This window comes from Bartonella vinsonii subsp. vinsonii, from assembly GCF_902825235.1.
Taxonomy (GTDB): domain Bacteria; phylum Pseudomonadota; class Alphaproteobacteria; order Rhizobiales; family Rhizobiaceae; genus Bartonella; species Bartonella vinsonii.
Window position 1 is genome coordinate 27,105 of record NZ_CADEAJ010000001.1, and the last position, 17,975, is coordinate 45,079.

Sequence of the window (17,975 nt, forward strand, 5' to 3'; positions counted from 1 at the left end):
GTGCACTCAAGTTTTTCAATCACGGATACAGAAATTATTAATGTTATAAGAGCTTTCATCTTTATCCTTTAAAAATTCTCTTTACCACAATACATGAGCACCGTTATTGAGCATATGTAATAATGTAGATACAAAATGACAGAAGCTCCGCCAAAGACGGAACTTCTGAATGATTTATTTTACAAATACATTAAAATTTGTAAGCTACACCAACACGGAAATCATTGGTTTTGTAAGAAGTTTCATATTTATCGTTTGAGTATTTCTTTTTACCAAAATCAGAGTAACGATATTCAGCACGAACAATAACATTATTGCTCATTGCCAAGTCAACACCAGCACCAAGGGTGTAACCAACAAATGTCTTTGTTTCATCAGATAGGTTACCAGAAGCTATTACTTTGCTTGAATCCTTTCCTGTTATTGATATCGATGTGATATCTTGAAGCTGCGTATAGGCAATACCACCAGCGATATAAGGCATAATGCGCTCAGCTGCAAAACCAATCCGTACCCGCGTAGCACCAGCCCACTTCTCCTTAAAAGTGAAACTGTTAGAGCGTTTATCACCAACTTGGATCTCTCCATTAATATTAATACCAGCGTCCTTCACTAGCTTAGTAACATAATCTTTGTGATTTGGAGCAATCAGATATACTTTCCCCGTTTTTGTGTCACTTTTATCAGACCACATGATATCTGTATCAACACCTAAAATAAGGCCATTGCCGAGATCAATATTGGATCCCGCATAAAGACCGCCCATAAAACCTGACAATTTAGGCAAAAAGTCGTTATCTACAGGAATGTTTTTTCCATTGCTGAGAATATCCATCTTCGTTTTACTTGAAAAACCACCAATCTGACCACCAATATAAAAACCTGTCCAAGAAAAAGTGGGAGCAACAACAACCGGTGCAACAGGCGTAGGATTAGGGGGAACAATAATATCTGCTGCCTGCGCCGCTGAAGCTGAAACAAAAGCGAAAGCAGAAGCCGTTATTAACCATTTCATATTCATAATTTCTCTCCATAGCTGAATATTTGAACACAGGATTGCATATAGAGCCCGTCCTACAGATATCTGTAGTAAAAATGAGACACTCATAAAAAAAACAAAAAGCCCTCCCCCTCTCTCCCCTTCAGCTATTTGATCTATGATAAATGAGAATTCTTAAACTCTGCCAATGTAAGCAATTCATCCTTTCACTCAAATTACCTGCTGTTCTTTATGGATTTTTATCAAAATCTAAACAGCATCCTCCATGAAAACCATGCTCTGACGGCTGTTGCAAAATGCGGCCCCCTCCCCTTAATGTCCATAAACAATGTCTTCAGCTTCAACTGTCATAATGACCATATACAATAACTTATCCTTCTAAACTTTTCTCTCAATTGAAAAGAAAAGCTTGCTTCTCCGCATACAACATCACAAAAACCACACACACCGCAACAAAACCCAATGCAGTCTTATAATTCCAGTTCCTTTTCCTCTTAAAACTCTTTATGTATTTATCTTTTTATAGAGCTCCATAACCTTATGCTCTATATCAATCTCAATCCTCCTCTCCTTACAGCAAGAAATCGCCAAGAAAAAAACTCTCTAGAAATTTAAAAACACTATAACTCTTTATACCTCTCACTCTTCCACCGAAATTAGGATAACGGTATCTTACATAAACGATGTACTCTCCTCACAAACAGACAACACAACTAAAAGCGCAAATAAACAATACCGAAACTCTACTTTCTCCCCTCCTTTAATCAATTATCAAGAGAAAAAATTTATATCTCTTAACGTCACTGTTTTGCTTATCAAAAACTCATGGGGCCTCTAAATAAACTTGGTCGCCCACCTCTGTTACCCTTAGGACCTCTTCGTTTAGGAGAAGAGGCTACAAGCATCAACTCAGCTCCTCTCCATTGATTATTATCAATACAAGAAAAATTCGCTTGAAAAGCTTCAGAAAAGTTATTTCTAATCTTTTCATTAGGAAAAGAATCTTCCGAAGAAATAACGGAAGATATTCCTTGTATTATCTTTTGAACTCCCTCAAGACCAGCTCCTTGAGCTACAGAAATTGAAGCAAAAGTAGTAAAAGCTGTAATAAAATATTTCAGGTTCATAGATCTAACTCCTTGTAAATATACATAATGAGTTTTACCTAGTGCTCTTATTTCAAGTTTCCATAGAAAATAATACGCTTCATAGATAAAAAGTTAAGAATCCTAAAAAGTGAAAATTTGTTGCAGTTTAATTTTAAAAAAATGATTTTTCTAAACTTAGAAATCACGGTTTTTTAACCAATAAGAAATGATGTCATAAAACACTAGTATTATAAAAATAGACAACAAAACAAAAGCCCGTAATGTACGGGCTTTTGTTTTGTTACATCAATGACTCTTCTTATTCTAGTTAAAAGCCAATTCCTCAACTCAGCTATGCGCGAAGATATCAACCTCCGACCATCCTAAAAGATCAAGTTTCGCTCTCATAGGCAAGAATTGAAAACATGCCTCTGCAATATTTTCGCGCTCTTCACGTCTCAAGCGTTCTTCAAATATATCTTTTAAACGATGCAAATATAAAACATCCGATGCCGCATATTCAATTTGTGCACGTGACAAAGTTTCAGCAGCCCAATCCGAAGATTGCTGCTGTTTAGAAATATTGACATTTAGCAATTCATTACAAATTTCCTTCAATCCATGACGATCCGTGTAGGTACGCGTGAGTTTTGAAGCAATTTTTGTACAAAAAATCACATCTGGCATAACGCCAAATGTATGTGCTAAAATAGCAAGATCAAAACGTCCAAAATGAAATATTTTGGTGATTGCCTTATCCGCAAGCAATTTGACCAAATTAGGTGCACTTTTTTGTCCTTTAGCAATCTGTATAACGTCAGCTGTGCCATCTCCAGAAGAAAGCTGAACAACACACAATCGATCACGATGAGGGAGCAATCCTAAAGTCTCTGTATCAATCGCAATGGCATCAACTTGATAATTCTCTAAGTTTGGTAAATCACCTTGATGAACGCGAATCTCTGTCATTTACCCTCCCTATTTGCTAAAGCTGCAAGAATACGTGCCCAAGACCGCTGTCCTTTATGAAAGGATTTTAGATTATATTTTTCATTAGGTGAATGAATACGGTCATCATTAAGTGCAAAACCAACTAAAAGACTTTCCATGCCAAGAATTGTTTGAAAATCTCCAACAATCGGAATTGAACCACCCATGCCCGTTAATAAAGCCTTATTGCCCCACTCTTGTGATAAAGCATCCTTGGCTGCTTCAATAAAAGGAGAATCATAGGGAAGCTTAATTGCTTGAGAAGCACCATGATTCTTAAATGCAACTGTACAATCAGCAGGAATCAGACTGCGCACATAATCATGTAAAGCTTGACGTATTTTCTCTGGATCTTGCTTGTACACTAAACGAAAAGATACTTTTGCACTCGCTTGAGAAGCAATAACCGTTTTAAATCCTTCTCCCTCATAGCCGCCACTAATACCATTAATTTCTGCTGTAGGACGCGTCCATATAAGCTCTAAAATGCTCCGCCCTTTTTCACCAGTAGGGATGGAAAGCCCAATAGGACCAAGAAATTTTTCAGCAGTGCAATTAAGTTCATTCCATGATTGCAAAATATGCGGAGGTGCTTCTTCTATTCCATCATAAAAACCAGGAAGTGTTACCCTATTATTTTCGTCATGAAGCCCTGCTAGAATCTTAGCTAAAATACGAATGGGATTGGCTGCTGCCCCTCCAAAAGCACCAGAATGCAAATCACGATCAGCAGCAGTAATTATGATCTCTTCTGCCAGAATCCCCCGAAGAGCAACAGAAACAGACGGTGTATTTGTATCCCACATCCCAGTATCGCAAACCAATGCATAATCTGCTTTCAGCTCATCCCTATTTGCTTTTAAAAAAGGTATAAGGGAAGGAGAAGCACTTTCTTCTTCACCTTCACATAAAATAGTGACCTTAATAGGAAGCTGCCCCGACTCTTTCTTAAACGCACGACACGCCTCAACAAAAGTCATAAATTGACCTTTGTCATCTGAAGCTCCACGAGCACTAATAACTTTTTCTCCATTTTTTTCTTTTATAGAAGGTGTAAATGGATCATCTTCCCATAAACTCAGCGGATCAACAGGTTGAACATCATAATGGCCGTAAAACAACACATGCGGACAATCATCTGAGGGACCTTGATGATGCCCAACAACCATTGGATGACCTGGTGTATCACGGCGTGAAGCCTCAAAACCAATACTTCTTAAATCCTCTACAATCCAATCAGCAGCCTTACGACATTCATCTTTATAAGCTAAATCTGTAGAAATCGATTGAAAACGCAAAAGAGAAAAAAGGCGTTCAAGGCTCTTTTCTATATTTTCATCAAGATGTGTTAGTACTTTATTAAGCATAAAAAAACCTTTCAAGCCTTGTTAATTGTAGAGATGACTTTAAGCCTCCTGTAGGATTTTGCAAGAGATGTTATTTATTTTTGACACTGTGAACAGTAAAAACTTGAACGCCCCAACTGCAAAATACGTATAATAGGCGTTCCGCATTGCAAACATTCTTTTCCTTCGCGTCCATAAACTGAAAAAGTATGCTGAAAATAACCAAGAGAGCCATCTACATGGACATAATCACGTAAAGAAGATCCGCCAGACACAATGGCTTCAGAAATCACATTGCGTATATTCTGTGCTAAAGAATCTGCAAATTCACGTGCATGTACAGTTTTACAGGCTAATGTAAATGCACTACGCTGTGGAGATAAGCGACTACGCCATAGCGCCTCGCAGACATAAATATTCCCGAGCCCTGCTACGATAGACTGATTAAGCAACACGCCTTTAAGGGATATTTTTTTATTCACAAAAGTCTTTTGTAAATAGCTCCCAGAAAATGCATGACTCGTAGGTTCAAGCCCTAGCTTCTTTAAAAGTGGATGCTCATACAGCCTATTTGTATCCACTAAAAGCATAAACCCAAAGCGACGAACATCATTATAAGTAAGATGATAAACTTTGCCATCCTTTACTTGAATATCCATGACAAAGTGATCATGCCTCACAAATTTCTCTGTAAGAGAAGATGTTTGCCTTTCATCCTCTATGCGCCATGATCCTGACATTCCTAAATGGCTTAAAATTGTTTCATCCTGCGAAAGATGAAACAACAAATATTTCGCACGCCGGCCAACTTCTATGATCGTCCTGCCCATAAGCCGTTCAGAAAATGCCTCAGGGAAAGGATATCGTAAATCCCTACGATTAAGCGTCACAGATAGTATCTTTGCACCCGTTACAACCGGCTCCAATCCACGACGAACGGTTTCTACTTCAGGAAGTTCAGGCATCACTCTTCTTAAAGAATTAAGCGTTTTCCAACAAAATATTAAGCCCACTCACCCTTACGGAATACAGGAACTTTTGTGCCATCCTGCATAATGCCATCTATGTCGATTTCACCTGAACCAATCATCCAGTCAATATGAATCACACTTTTATTACCACCACGTGCTGCAATCTCCTCTGCCGTCAAAGATGCTCCATCTAAAAAGCACTTGGAATAACATTGCCCTAAGGCAATATGACATGCAGCATTTTCATCAAATAATGTATTATAAAAAAGAAGTCCGCTTTTAGAAATCGGTGAAGAATGTGGAACAAGGGCAACTTCACCCAATCGACTCGCCCCCTCATCACTTTGCAAGACCTGTTGCAAAACTTCTTGCCCCGTCGAAGCACGTGCATCAACAATACGCCCCTCTTCAAATCGCACCTCAATATTATCAATGAGTGCTCCTTGATAGGAAAGAGGCTTTGTCGAACGAACAAAGCCTTCAACCTTATAAGCGTGAGGAGTGGTGAAAACTTCCTCTGTCGGAATATTAGGATTGCAAACTACACCATTTTTAGCAACTGATGCACCACCATGCCATTCATGATCATCTGCCAAACCAACCATTAAATCAGTTCCCAGTCCTGTAAAATGTAAAGCAGAAAAGCGCTGTTCATTAAGCCAAGATGACCGTTTCATCAAAGTTGCATTATGCATCGTCCACGCATGTACTGCATCTTCTTCTGTAACACGTGAAGCAGAAAAAATTGCATCAGCTAACTTCTTAATCGCTTCATGAAGAGGTAAAGAAGGAAACATCACTTCAGCCCATCCTGCTGTCGGATAGGCAACAATCGACCAGTTTATAGCAAAATTTGATATTTCTTTGAGAGCAGGTTGATAAGCCATTGACGTAGCCTTATTCAAACGCGCAACCTTATCAAAATCTTGATTAGAAAGGAGCAAAGGATTATCACCAACAATAGCTAAACGCGCAGCCCCATTTTTAAAAGCCTTCGCCATTCCCTCATAAAGCCAAGAAGGTGCACGATCAAAACTCGCAGTATGTGCATTTTCAAAACGTGTAAGCGATAACATATCATCGCTAAAAAGCGGTGTAATCACACCAGCACCAACCTTATAGGCGTGGTATGCAATACGCCGAACAAAAGGTAATGCGGTAACTGGAGCAGTCAAAATAAGATCCTGCCCCTCTTGTAAATTCAGCCCAACTTTTACCGTAATTTCTGCGAGACGATTAAGCATTTCAGGCGAAATTGCTTCATGAGTATCAAAGTACATTACCAATATCCTTACTTTGGTTATGAAAAATTACCGGCTTCTGTACCGTTTATCTAACACTGCAACAATTGCATTTAACTGATCTGATGAGGGCATAGTATAGGCTACAACTGATTTATTTTCCCCTTCCTGATCTCTACGATGAGGTGCAAATGTGGGAATAGGAACTTTATCAAGCTGGACTACAACAAAAGACGCAGCACGCACCTTATTCACTTGGGCTACTTCTATCGAAGGAGATGGATTTTGTTTTTTCTCTACTTTTATTTCTTGACTTACTATATTTGCATCTAAGAAGCTTGGTGCATTGCCAGAACGCTCTTGGGCAAAAGCATAAGCAACATCATAAGGACGGTCATTGGTAGGAACCTGAAGAGATCCATTACGCGAGCGCTTTTCATAAAAAGCATTTCCCCCTGCAACACGAACATAGTGCATATTTTTATAAGGAAAAGATAAACCTGCGGTATGAAAAAACTTAGCGTTTTTAAGTTTCTTATCTCGTTCACCGCGTAAAACAGCATCAGCGGCCTCCTTAACACGGACAACAGAGGCAGGCTCTGTCATAGGACGCGTTAAAACACCAGGAGCAAACTGTTTGTACTGGCCAACAACACCACAAATCGTTTTAGGATAGGCGGATGAATTAACACGATTCATAACAACGGTTCCAACGGCAATCATTCCTTCACGGCTTGTACGATTGGATTCAAAATACATTACACGCATAAGGCATTGGCGCTCTGTCAATGGATACGTCACTGTTTTTGTTTTCTTACTATCATTCACTTTCCCAACACCAAAATGATCTGAAGCACATCCCACAATAACAAACGGGACCAGAAAACAGGTAACAAAAACAGTCCAAAAATTCTTTTTCATCTTATACAACACATTTCCATGTCTTTGAAATCTTCAAAATTTGAATGAGTCATAAACGCATCTTGAAAGAAAGTATACGGTTAATTGTTACAACTTAGTAAAATTTTAATACAAAGAGTAACTAAAAAGTATTATGCGAAATAAAAAATTCTTAATTTCAGATCAATATTATCATTATTAATAGTCAAATGTAGCCACACAATATCATCCATCATGTTTCAATCGCAATAAAGTAATATGCTTTCGAAAGATAACCAAACAATTCTGTACATAAAAAAGATGGGAATATTAAATCCATCTTTAATCAATAGTGAAACAAAATGATCAGAAAGAAGCCTCCCTTCTTGGCACAGTACAAATGAGGATACCATTTTCTATCCCAATATATCAAATTAAGATTTAAAAATCCGCAATCTTACCTTGAACAGACTATATGTTTTTTTACACTTGCCTATAGTCTATCATATTTCCCCTACAACCATACTGCAAAAAAGTGCCCAATGGTTTTATCTTTAATAAAAAGTTCATTTTATACATCTGAGAGAAAAGTTTTTAATCTCTTTTCTTTTCACCTACTCCAACTTTATAGGTAAGATCATCGCGAGGACGATCAGAAGACATATGACAGCCTGTTATGATATAATGGAGCATTTCTGCAATATTGGTGACATGATCTCCAATTCGTTCAATATTTTTTAAACAAAAAAGTAAATGCGTACAAACCGTAATATTACGCATGTCTTCCATCATATAAGTCAAAAGTTCTCTAAAAAGAGAAGTGTACAGAGCATCAATTTTACCATCACGCTCACGTACTGCATCAACACGCTCCAATAAACGGTTGGTGTAAGCACTCAATACTTCCTTTAACTGATTAAGTGCTAAGGCTGTAATTGTTTCAAACCCATGGTAAAAACCAGCTGATTGACGTGTTTCTGAAAGTGCTACCGTCCGTTTAGCAATGTTTTTAGCCATATCCCCAATCCGTTCAAGATCTGAAGAAATACGAATAGCACCAATGATTTCACGCAGATCAACAGCCATCGGCTGACGTTTGCAAATAATGGTAATTGCTTTTTCATCAATGTCACGTTCTGCTTCATCTAAAAACAAATCATCAGCAATAACTGTCGCTGCAAGTTGAAGATCATTACATACAATTGATGCAACAGAACGTTCAATCATCCTTTCCGCATGCTCCCCCATTTCTGTAATTCTTGCTTTTAAATATTTTAATTCTGCATCATAAGAACGGACAGTATGATTTCTAGACATCTTTGACATACTCCTCAATTTACCTATCCAAAGCGCCCCGTAATATAATCTTGCGTACGTTGTTCTTTTGGTGAGGTGAAGATCATTTCAGTTGCACCAACTTCTACCAAATGCCCCAAATGAAACATGGCCGTATATTGTGAAACGCGTGCTGCTTGTTGCATGGAATGTGTGACAATAACAATTGTATAATTTTGTCGTAATGCATCAATAAGCTCTTCAATACGTGCCGTCGCAATGGGATCAAGAGCAGAACAAGGCTCATCCATCAAAATAACTTCAGGACTAACTGCAATAGCGCGTGCAATACATAAGCGCTGTTGTTGTCCTCCTGATAAACTTGTTCCTGCCTCATGAAGTCGATCTTTTACTTCTTCAAATAAACCTGCCTGCCTCAAACTTTTTTCAACCACATCATGCAATTCAGCACGTGATCTGACTAAACCGTGAATACGTGGCCCATAAGCAACATTCTCAAATATAGATTTTGGAAAAGGGCTAGGCTTTTGAAAAACCATCCCTACACGGGCGCGCAATTCTACAACATCAATTTGCGAGTCATAAATATTTTCCCCATCTAAGGTAATAAGACCCGTTATTTTAGCGCCTTCAATCGTATCATTCATACGATTAAAACAACGCAAAAAAGTCGACTTTCCGCAACCTGAAGGACCTATCAAAGCCGTAACCTGATGTTCAGGAATGTCAAGAGTAATACCATGAAGTGCTGCTTTACCTCCGTAAGAAACCTTCACATCTTGACCACGCATTTTAATTTTCATTATAAAAAATCACCTTACTTTAAAACACAAACCTTATCGAAGTGCTGCTTTATTGAAGCTATTTGCGTCGTTCAAATCGTCGACGTAAAAAAACGGCAGAAATATTCATGATTGCAAGAAAAATCATTAATACAATAATAGCACCCGAAGTCTTTTCAACAAAAGCGCGTTCTGCTTCACCCGCCCACATAAAAATCTGAACAGGCAAAGCTGTTGCTGGATCCATAGGTGTGGCAGGAATATTGACAACAAAAGCAACCATTCCAATTAACAGCAAAGGTGCCGTTTCACCTAGAGCCTGAGCTATACCAATAATTGTACCAGTCAAAATACCAGGGGCTGCTAAAGGAACAACATGATGAAAAACCATTTGGGTTTTCGATGCTCCTAACCCTAAAGCTGCCGCGCGAATAGAGAGAGGAACAGCGCGCAAAGCAGAGCGTGTTGCAATAATAACTGTGGGGAGAGTCATAAGAGCCAACACAAGACCACCAACAAAAGAAGCTGAACGCGGTAATCCCAAAAAATTAACAAAAACAGCAAGCCCTAATAGACCAAAAACAATCGAAGGAACAGCGGCAAGATTATTGATATTAACCTCAATAAAATCTGTAAACTTATTTTTGCGTGCGTATTCTTCAAGATAAAGAGCCGTTGCTATTCCTACGGGGAGTGAAACCACTAAAACGATAGCTATCATGTAAAGAGAGCCGATTATCGCAACCCCTAATCCCGCAGTCTCAGCACGACTTGAAGCACCAAATGTAAAAAAACCAAAATTAAATGTTTTATAAAGCGTACCATCATCTGCCAAGCGTCTCATCCATTCTACTTGGCGATTAGAAACTTTGCGTTTTTTTTCTGCTACATGCAAATCAATCTGTCCTTTATAAGCAGAATCAATGTCCGCAGCTGCCAAAACTTTGATTTTTTGTGTTGTCCCAATTAGCTTTGGATTCCTTGTCACCATTTCACGCAACTGAACACGTACACTCTTTGAAAACATACGGTTAATATCTCGAAGTGATGCTCGATCATTTTGATCTATCTCAAGTTTTTTTGCCAAAGCATTGCGTACAAGAAGGGGATAGTTGGCAGTAATGAGTAGCTGTGGATTTGTTTCATGCTGACCACTTGGATCAATGACCTTCTCATCTAAATAAATTGATAATGTCATTTCACTTTGAAAAAAAGCTGTATAACCTTGACTGATAACAGACCATAAAAGTGCAAACAAAAAGAACAGACCAATAAAAATGGCAATCAAACCATAGGCGCGGAAACGACGTTCAGCCCAATAACGGCGTTTGAGAACAATATTGCGACGAGGAATAAGAAAATCTTCATTCATTCATATTGTTCCCGATATTTACGCACGATGTAGAGAGCAAGAATATTCATCAAAAGCGTCATCACAAAAAGTGTCATCCCTAAGGCAAAAGCAACAAGAGTTTGGGGGGAATTAAACTCGAAATCACCTGTCAATTGATTAACAATCTTAACTGTCATCGTAGTCATTGCTTCAAAGGGGTTAAACGTTAAGTTCGCAGCAACACCTGCTGCCAAAACCACAATCATCGTTTCTCCAATTGCACGTGATGCTGTCAACAAAATCGCTCCCATAATCCCTGGAAGCGCTGCCGGTATAACGACTTTTTTAATCGTCTCAGATTGTGTTGCTCCTAAACCATAAGATCCTTCGCGTAAAATGCGTGGAACAGCCATAATAACATCATCTGACAAAGAGGAAACAAAAGGAATCAACATAATTCCCATCACAACTCCAGCCGTTAAAACACTTTGGGCCATAATAAAACCAACACCACCAGAGAGAGAAACAGAGAGGTCACGTAAAAAAGGTCCGACAACTTTCAAAGCAAAAAAGCCGTAAACAATGGTTGGAATGCCAGCAAGCACTTCTAACAACGGTTTCACAATTGCCCGTACGCGAGTAGAAGCATATTCAGCCATATAAAGAGCTGAAAATAATCCAATAGGAACAGCAAAAAGCATTGCTACAAATGCAATATAAAGCGTGCCTGCAAGAAGTGGTATGAGACCAAATTGCCCTACTTCATTGCCTGAACCACCCGCTGAAAAACGCGGATCCCAAACCGTTCCCAAAAAGAAATTTGAAAAGGGTACAGACTGGAAAAAACTTATCGTTTGAAAGAACATGGAAAGCGCAATAGCTGCCGTTGTTAAAACAGCAACTATAGATGCACACATCAATCCAATAACAATCAAACATTCAACTTTATTGCGCGCACGCTGACGTGGAGAAATTTGTCTAATTCCACAGATGAAACCAAAGGAGGCAATGATAAAAAAGAAACCATGACCGACCAGCTTTAGCTTTTCAGAAGAAGAAACCCATGACTGTGCTATTCTTAACACATCATCTGATGCTTCAGGAGGCAAAACAAATCCCTTTGCAAATAATTGTGCCCGTACCTCTTCACACGAAGCAGTAACCAAATTCCCTTCAAAGTGATGAAACATTTTCACTAAACTTCGAAGAGCCCCCAAAATAAGGTCATGATTTACATGCTCTGTCGCAGACGCACTATATGCTCTAACCTCTTGAGAAGCACTATACTCTAAATAAATTGCACTCCCACCATCCCAGAAAATTAAAAAAATAACAGCTGGAAGAACAGTGATCAAAAATGTCCACCAGCCATAATAATACGCACGAGAATGCATCTTATGTTGTGCATATTCAAGAGTGCGAGCCCGCATATAAGAAATACAAAAGCCAACAAAACCAAGAGAAAACAGAAGAAAAATAAGGAAGGAAATGCGCATATTCTCTTTCAATGTTTACAAAAAAGTAGCATAGAAAACCCTTACACTGCAGATTCAAAGAATTATTTCAAAGTCATCACTCTCCCAGAAGAAAAAGCAGAACGCTGTGCTTGTCTTTCTTTTTCAGAAGCCGTAACCAAACCATATTCAGCCAAGGGACCATCTGGACCAATCATCTGATCAGAAAGAAAAAAGTCGACATATTCCCGCAAACTAGGAATGAGACTTAAATGTGCTTTCTTAATATAGAAAAAAAGTGGACGCGAAACCGGATATTCGCCACGTGTAATTGTTTCAACGGTTGGCGCAAAACCATTAATATCTGCAACCTTTAGCTTATCAGCATTATTTTCATAAAAAGACAAACCAAAAACACCAACCCCTGTTTTATTAGAAGTAAGACGCGCCAATGTTTCAGAATAATCGCCATCAATATCAATAACTTTTCCATCTTTACGCACAGCAACACAAGCAGCGTGTATTGCCTTATCATCCATCCCTAAAGTTCTCATTTCTTCAATTGCTCCACTTTCCTTACAGCCTTCAGCTAGCAATTTTTCTTCAAAAACTTCACGGGTTCCGTGCTTTTCTCCAGGAATATAAGCTGCTATTGTCCAATCAGGAAGAGCGCTATTGACCACATTCCATTTTGACATGTTATTGGGTTGTAATTTTCCGTCTATAATAATCCGCGCCGCAAGTGCCCTATACACATCTTTTGGCTGCAATTTCCAATCAGGGCCATTTATATCTGTCGCTAAGACAATTCCATCATAGCCAATGCGTATTTCCTCTACATCTTTTACACCGGCATCAAAACAAGATTGCAATTCACTTGGCTTTATTGCCCGCGAAGCATTAACAATATCAATTGTGTTCTCCCCAATACCACGGCAAAATTCCTTAATTCCAGCACCTGAACCACCCGATTCAATAATTGGGACCTTAAAATGAGGATAAGTTTCTCCAAATATTTCAGAAACGATTTTTTGATAAGGTAAAACTGTAGATGAACCAGCAATCTGAATTTGATCACGTGCATTGCCAACATCTGTCAACACAATTGCAAAAACCAGTCCCATTCCAACTGATAATAGTTTATTCATCCATAAACTCCTTAAGTAATGTCAATTAAGGTCTCTTATTTGCCCTATAAATTTAAAGTGTAGTTCACATTTGCAATATAACAAACATAAAAAAAACAACATTCATAATTTTTCTGAAAAAAAGATATTGCTCTGTGCAAACAAATTTAATGTGAACATTTTAATTCAACAATATCCCAGAAAAGATGAGCAATATCCGTGCCACCAAAACGTTTAATTTCGCGAATTCCAGTCGGAGATGTCACATTGATTTCGGTGATATAATCTCCAATCACATCAATTCCTACAAAAAGAAGACCGCGCTCCTGTAAAGCTGGAGCAATACGCTCGCAAATTTCATAATCACGTTTTTTTAAGTCAATATTTTCTGCGCGACCTCCAACATGCATATTAGAGCGAATCTCTGTTTCTGCAGCAATCCTATTAATCGCTCCAACAGGGGTGCCATCAAGGAGAATAATTCGCTTATCCCCTTTTTGTACTGCCTCTAAATAGCGCTGCACAATAAAAGGTTCACGATAAATTTGTGCAAACATTTCCAAGAGCGATGCCAAATTACGATCATCCTTTTTCAAGTGAAAAACACCAGCTCCTCCATTGCCATAGAGTGGTTTGATAATGATATTGCCAAACGTAGCTCTAAAGTCCATTATTTCTTCAATGTCTTTTGTAATTAACGTCTCTGGCATTAAATCAGGAAATTCAGTCACAAAAATCTTTTCTGGACTATTGCGCACCCATGCTGGATCATTCACAACAAGCGTCTTAGGATGAATACGTTCTAACAAATGCGTCGTGGTAATATAATTGAGATCAAAGGGCGGGTCTTGGCGTAAAAGAACCACGTCCATATCCATCAACTGGGTGCGAAAAGACTTCTCTAATTTATAATGGTTTCCCTCTTCATCATGTACCGTCAATGGCTCTACCCGTGCAATGACACAACCATCGCGCATAGATAAACGATCTGGTGTATAATGAAAAAGAGAGTGTCCACGCTCTTGCGCTGCTAAAGCAAGTGCAAATGTCGTATCTCCTTGAATCCGAAGTGTTGAAATATGATCCATCTGAATGGCAATTTTCATGAATAAAACCTCTCTATACTATAAAGTAGACTAGTCTATGCGCTCTAAACTTAGTAAACAACAAAAGAACTATGACAAGAGAAAGCTCATGATACAACAAGCAAATACAAAATTAAGTAACGAAGAAATCGAACGCTATGCACGTCATATCATTGTTCCTGAAATTGGTGGTGCGGGGCAACAAAAACTGAAAGCAGCGCGCGTTCTTGTTGTTGGCGCGGGTGGTCTTGGGGCTCCTGTCCTCACTTATTTGGCTGCCGCAGGCGTTGGTACTCTTGGAATTGTTGATGATGATATCGTTTCACTTTCCAATTTACAACGCCAAGTTATTCATAAAACCAGCACAATTCATCAACTCAAAACCGATAGTGCCAAAGCTTCTATAAAAGCAATAAATCCCCATGTTATAGTTGAAAAACATAACATACGCTTGAATAAAAGTAATGTGGATAAACTCCTCAACGCCTATGATATCATTGTTGATGGAAGTGATAATTTTGCCACACGCTATCTGCTTGCTGATCACGCTTCCCAATGCAAAAAGCCTTTAATAAGTGGTGCTGTAGGACGTTTTAACGGTTCACTAACGGTGCTTATGCCTTATAAAGACAATAATCCTCATTATCGTGACCTCTTCCCCAACCCACCTGCTCCCGACACTCTTTCGACATGTGCTGAAACTGGAATTATTGGTGTTTTGCCCGGAGTTATTGGAACATTACAAGCAATGGAAGCCATTAAACTAATCACAAACATTGGTGAACCATTGGTGGGAAAAATTCTTCTCTATAATGGATTGTTAGCACAATTTAATATCATCACCTATAAACGATCAGATTCCAACGAGAATGCAGTAGCTATCTAGGTTTGCGTGTAAGAACTTTTGAGACAGAAAAAATACGATCAGCAAAACCATATTCAACTATTTCTCCATTGCACAGAACAATCACTTTATATGCAAGCGCTTTGAAAACTCTCAAATCATGACTCATAAACAGATAACTCAAATGATATTTCTGTTGTAGATGATGCAAAAGAGCAATAATCTGGGCCTATATACTTACATCAAAAGAAGACACCGAGCATCAAGAGAAGACGTGGGTTTATCAAGCATGATAAAGCGTGGTTTGAGGATGATTGCCCATAGGAGAGCAATCCGTTGTCTTTATCCACCAAAAAACTCATGTAGATAACGTAGCGGGGAACAGGAGCCATCAATTTCATGAAAAACTTAAGATATCAATGATCTCTCCTTTTTCTTTATCCTCACAACTTTTGAGAAGGTTCTTTTCTCTACACTGTTGAGTAAAAATAAAAAAGAAATCTTAGAAACTATGTTCGGTGAAATAAACCCAGATTTAGTAGTATAGAATTCTGGATGATTTCAGTGCACTTCATTCAGTCATTTACGACATAGAAAAATTTCTGTTAAGAGATTATCTTATTTCATGCGTAAAACACATCCTAATCGTTTTTCTGAGCTATGAAATTTTAAAAACAATCACTTTTTCAAGTGTATTTTTATATCGCTTTTTTCAAAATAGATTTACCAGAAAGCGACATCCACTTGATGGTAACCAAACCACACATGAAAAAAGTTAAAGTCGGTAGTACAAGGTAATAAGACGGTGCAATTTTTGCAGGGAGAAATAAAATAACGCTTCATGTTGCTATTGAAAATGTTCTTCCGCAAAAAGATGCAGCACCAACAATGCCAGAAATATGTTGGGTTTGTTTTTGGTTAAGCTCTGAGAAAAACAAACTCTTTGCTCCTATCGGCACAGTGCAAATAAATCCATGAATTAACGAAAATGCGATGATCGACGCAACAATTTGATTACTCTGAACGAAAAAATAAAGAGCCATACACATAAAGGCAGAGAAGAACGAGAAACACTTTATAGAGTTTTTATATTTTTGATCACACACGCGATATTTTGACATTAGTGAATTGGAAAAATATTGAGCCGAGAAGGCGCCGATATGGCAGAACATGAGTACTAACATCTGCGAACTGTTGAGGTGGTCAATTTTCCCACCTGAGAGTATTATCGGCTGCCAGAAGTGATAAATAACCTGAATGCCAGCGCTGAACAGGCACATCAGCAAAATACACCATGCTCCTCCCACGGTGTTTTGAAATATCCAGAGCGTTTCCTTAGCATTTTGCAAGATCGTCTTTGTTTTTATTCCTTCACCCACGGATATTTTTTCTTCAGGAACAATAAGAAATATAAAGAAAATTATTCCCATCATCAAACTTGAGATAATATATCCGATGAAATATTGCCCAGAATAATAGATCATTGCAATTCCTAAAACACCACTGATAATGCTACCAAAAGAGTTTATCTGGTGAGAGAGATGTACATAATGCGAAAAGTGGTCTTGTCTGTTGCCTAGAGACTGGTAAATCCAGCCGTCAATGGCACTGGCAATGAGGCAAATCCTGCTGCATAGAGAATTTGTGCAATGATAGGCACCGTCATATTGGGAGCTTGAAGACAGAGAAGATAAAATAATCCCGTCGTAAAAACTCCAGCCATAACTGAATATTTACGTCGATATCTGTCAGCGAAAATAGCAAACGGAAAATCAAGAAGCAAAACAGTTACCGAAAAGACGACTTGAAGCAAAGCCAATTGGGAAAGAGTATCTCCCATAGATATTAGAAAAATAGCGTGATAAACACCGATTAGCATCCGTATCGCATGGTAAAGATCCATGGGTTATAGCAAGTATTCGAGGTCTGTTCATTGTTTTGTTCCACAAACTTTGTAGTGAGGATTCTTTTTTAAGGAACGCTCTTCTGTAAAGAGTTTGCTACTCCATATCCCCACGCGGTGATCTGCGGAAAATAGATCACCATATCCCCCCCCCCCCCAGAAATTTAAGAGCATCATTCACACAAATGGCAGCTGAAAGAGCATTCACAGGAGGAAATGTTGCAACTTTAAAATTATTATTAATAGCAGCGCAAGCCTCATAGATTAAACCATCGCTTTTTTCAGGGAAATTGCCTATGGATGAGCTACATGCATAGCAACCTGTTTTTCCAAGTATGTAAAAGAGTCCAAATACAGCAATGTCATTAACATAGCCGGAATTAATATAAGCTTGTTTATTTTTTACACACCATTCGTTTATCCATGGTACCAGATGATCAGGTTCATCAGCAGAAATGATCCACAAATCGGCTCTAGGCAATTTGTTTATATCTTCTTTTGCCGTGATCGACATTTGTAATTCACTCACCTCACTTTGATAATGGAGATAATTCCTAGAATAGCGATTATTGAAGATATTGTCCAATGTCTCCGCTAAAACAAGGAAATGATTAGAAAAAAGAAAATACCCCAACG

Annotated in this window: 15 protein-coding genes and 1 pseudogene; 1 reads left to right on the forward strand and 15 read right to left on the reverse strand. The window is 38.5% G+C overall.

Annotated elements, in window-relative coordinates:
• Positions 1–190: 190 nt before the first annotated feature.
• The 13 genes from J7R12_RS00130 to gshB all read right to left on the reverse strand — a co-directional run bounded on the left by J7R12_RS00130 (position 191) and on the right by gshB (position 14,613).
• Positions 191–1,021, reverse strand: coding sequence for an outer membrane protein (locus J7R12_RS00130; RefSeq protein WP_126602541.1), 831 nt, complete (start codon positions 1,019–1,021; stop codon positions 191–193).
• 794 nt (positions 1,022–1,815) lie between these two features.
• The gene (locus J7R12_RS00135) at positions 1,816–2,127 is read right to left on the reverse strand and encodes a hypothetical protein (protein WP_126602539.1); all 312 of its coding nucleotides are present in this window, start codon (positions 2,125–2,127) and stop codon (positions 1,816–1,818) included.
• Between the two features lie 309 nt (positions 2,128–2,436).
• Positions 2,437–3,057, reverse strand: coding sequence for a ribonuclease D (locus tag J7R12_RS00140; RefSeq protein ID WP_126602536.1), 621 nt, complete (start codon positions 3,055–3,057; stop codon positions 2,437–2,439).
• Complete coding sequence (locus J7R12_RS00145; RefSeq protein ID WP_126602534.1) at positions 3,054–4,445, reverse strand: M20/M25/M40 family metallo-hydrolase; 1,392 nt, start codon at positions 4,443–4,445, stop codon at positions 3,054–3,056. The genes J7R12_RS00140 and J7R12_RS00145 overlap by 4 nt, the downstream gene beginning before the upstream one ends.
• Positions 4,446–4,519: 74 nt before the next feature.
• Positions 4,520–5,389 carry a bifunctional DNA-formamidopyrimidine glycosylase/DNA-(apurinic or apyrimidinic site) lyase gene (gene mutM / locus J7R12_RS00150; RefSeq protein ID WP_126602532.1) on the reverse strand — a complete coding sequence of 290 codons (870 nt, stop codon included), beginning with the start codon at positions 5,387–5,389 and terminating at the stop codon, positions 4,520–4,522.
• Between the two features lie 38 nt (positions 5,390–5,427).
• Positions 5,428–6,675, reverse strand: coding sequence for an aminopeptidase (locus J7R12_RS00155; protein WP_126602530.1), 1,248 nt, complete (start codon positions 6,673–6,675; stop codon positions 5,428–5,430).
• Between the two features lie 30 nt (positions 6,676–6,705).
• Positions 6,706–7,557 carry a cell wall hydrolase gene (locus J7R12_RS00160; protein WP_126602528.1) on the reverse strand — a complete coding sequence of 284 codons (852 nt, stop codon included), beginning with the start codon at positions 7,555–7,557 and terminating at the stop codon, positions 6,706–6,708.
• A gap of 552 nt (positions 7,558–8,109) precedes the next feature.
• A complete protein-coding gene (gene phoU, locus J7R12_RS00165) occupies positions 8,110–8,832 on the reverse strand; it encodes a phosphate signaling complex protein PhoU (protein WP_126602526.1) in 723 nt (240 codons plus the stop codon).
• Between the two features lie 23 nt (positions 8,833–8,855).
• On the reverse strand, positions 8,856–9,614 hold the full coding sequence (pstB, locus tag J7R12_RS00170) for a phosphate ABC transporter ATP-binding protein PstB (protein WP_126602524.1): 759 nt from the start codon (positions 9,612–9,614) through the stop codon (positions 8,856–8,858).
• A 58-nt stretch (positions 9,615–9,672) separates the two neighbouring features.
• On the reverse strand, positions 9,673–10,965 hold the full coding sequence (gene pstA / locus J7R12_RS00175; protein ID WP_126602522.1) for a phosphate ABC transporter permease PstA: 1,293 nt from the start codon (positions 10,963–10,965) through the stop codon (positions 9,673–9,675).
• A complete protein-coding gene (gene pstC / locus J7R12_RS00180) occupies positions 10,962–12,422 on the reverse strand; it encodes a phosphate ABC transporter permease subunit PstC (RefSeq protein ID WP_126602520.1) in 1,461 nt (486 codons plus the stop codon). The genes pstA and pstC overlap by 4 nt, the downstream gene beginning before the upstream one ends.
• A 62-nt stretch (positions 12,423–12,484) precedes the next feature.
• A complete protein-coding gene (locus tag J7R12_RS00185) occupies positions 12,485–13,528 on the reverse strand; it encodes a substrate-binding domain-containing protein (protein ID WP_126602518.1) in 1,044 nt (347 codons plus the stop codon).
• Positions 13,529–13,674: 146 nt separating this feature from the next.
• Positions 13,675–14,613 (reverse strand): glutathione synthase, encoded by a 939-nt coding sequence (gene gshB / locus J7R12_RS00190; protein WP_126602516.1) that lies wholly within the window; start codon positions 14,611–14,613, stop codon positions 13,675–13,677.
• Between the two features lie 88 nt (positions 14,614–14,701).
• On the opposite strand from gshB, the gene J7R12_RS00195 reads away from it, so the two are divergent.
• The gene (locus J7R12_RS00195) at positions 14,702–15,478 is read left to right on the forward strand and encodes a molybdopterin-synthase adenylyltransferase MoeB (RefSeq protein WP_126602514.1); all 777 of its coding nucleotides are present in this window, start codon (positions 14,702–14,704) and stop codon (positions 15,476–15,478) included.
• Between the two features lie 656 nt (positions 15,479–16,134).
• Here J7R12_RS00195 and J7R12_RS00200 read toward each other — a convergent pair.
• Both J7R12_RS00200 and J7R12_RS00205 read right to left on the reverse strand, forming a co-directional pair.
• Positions 16,135–17,370 (reverse strand): annotated as a pseudogene (locus tag J7R12_RS00200) (MFS transporter).
• 105 nt (positions 17,371–17,475) lie between these two features.
• Complete coding sequence (locus J7R12_RS00205; RefSeq protein ID WP_234924819.1) at positions 17,476–17,973, reverse strand: ThiF family adenylyltransferase; 498 nt, start codon at positions 17,971–17,973, stop codon at positions 17,476–17,478.
• Positions 17,974–17,975 lie beyond the last annotated feature (2 nt).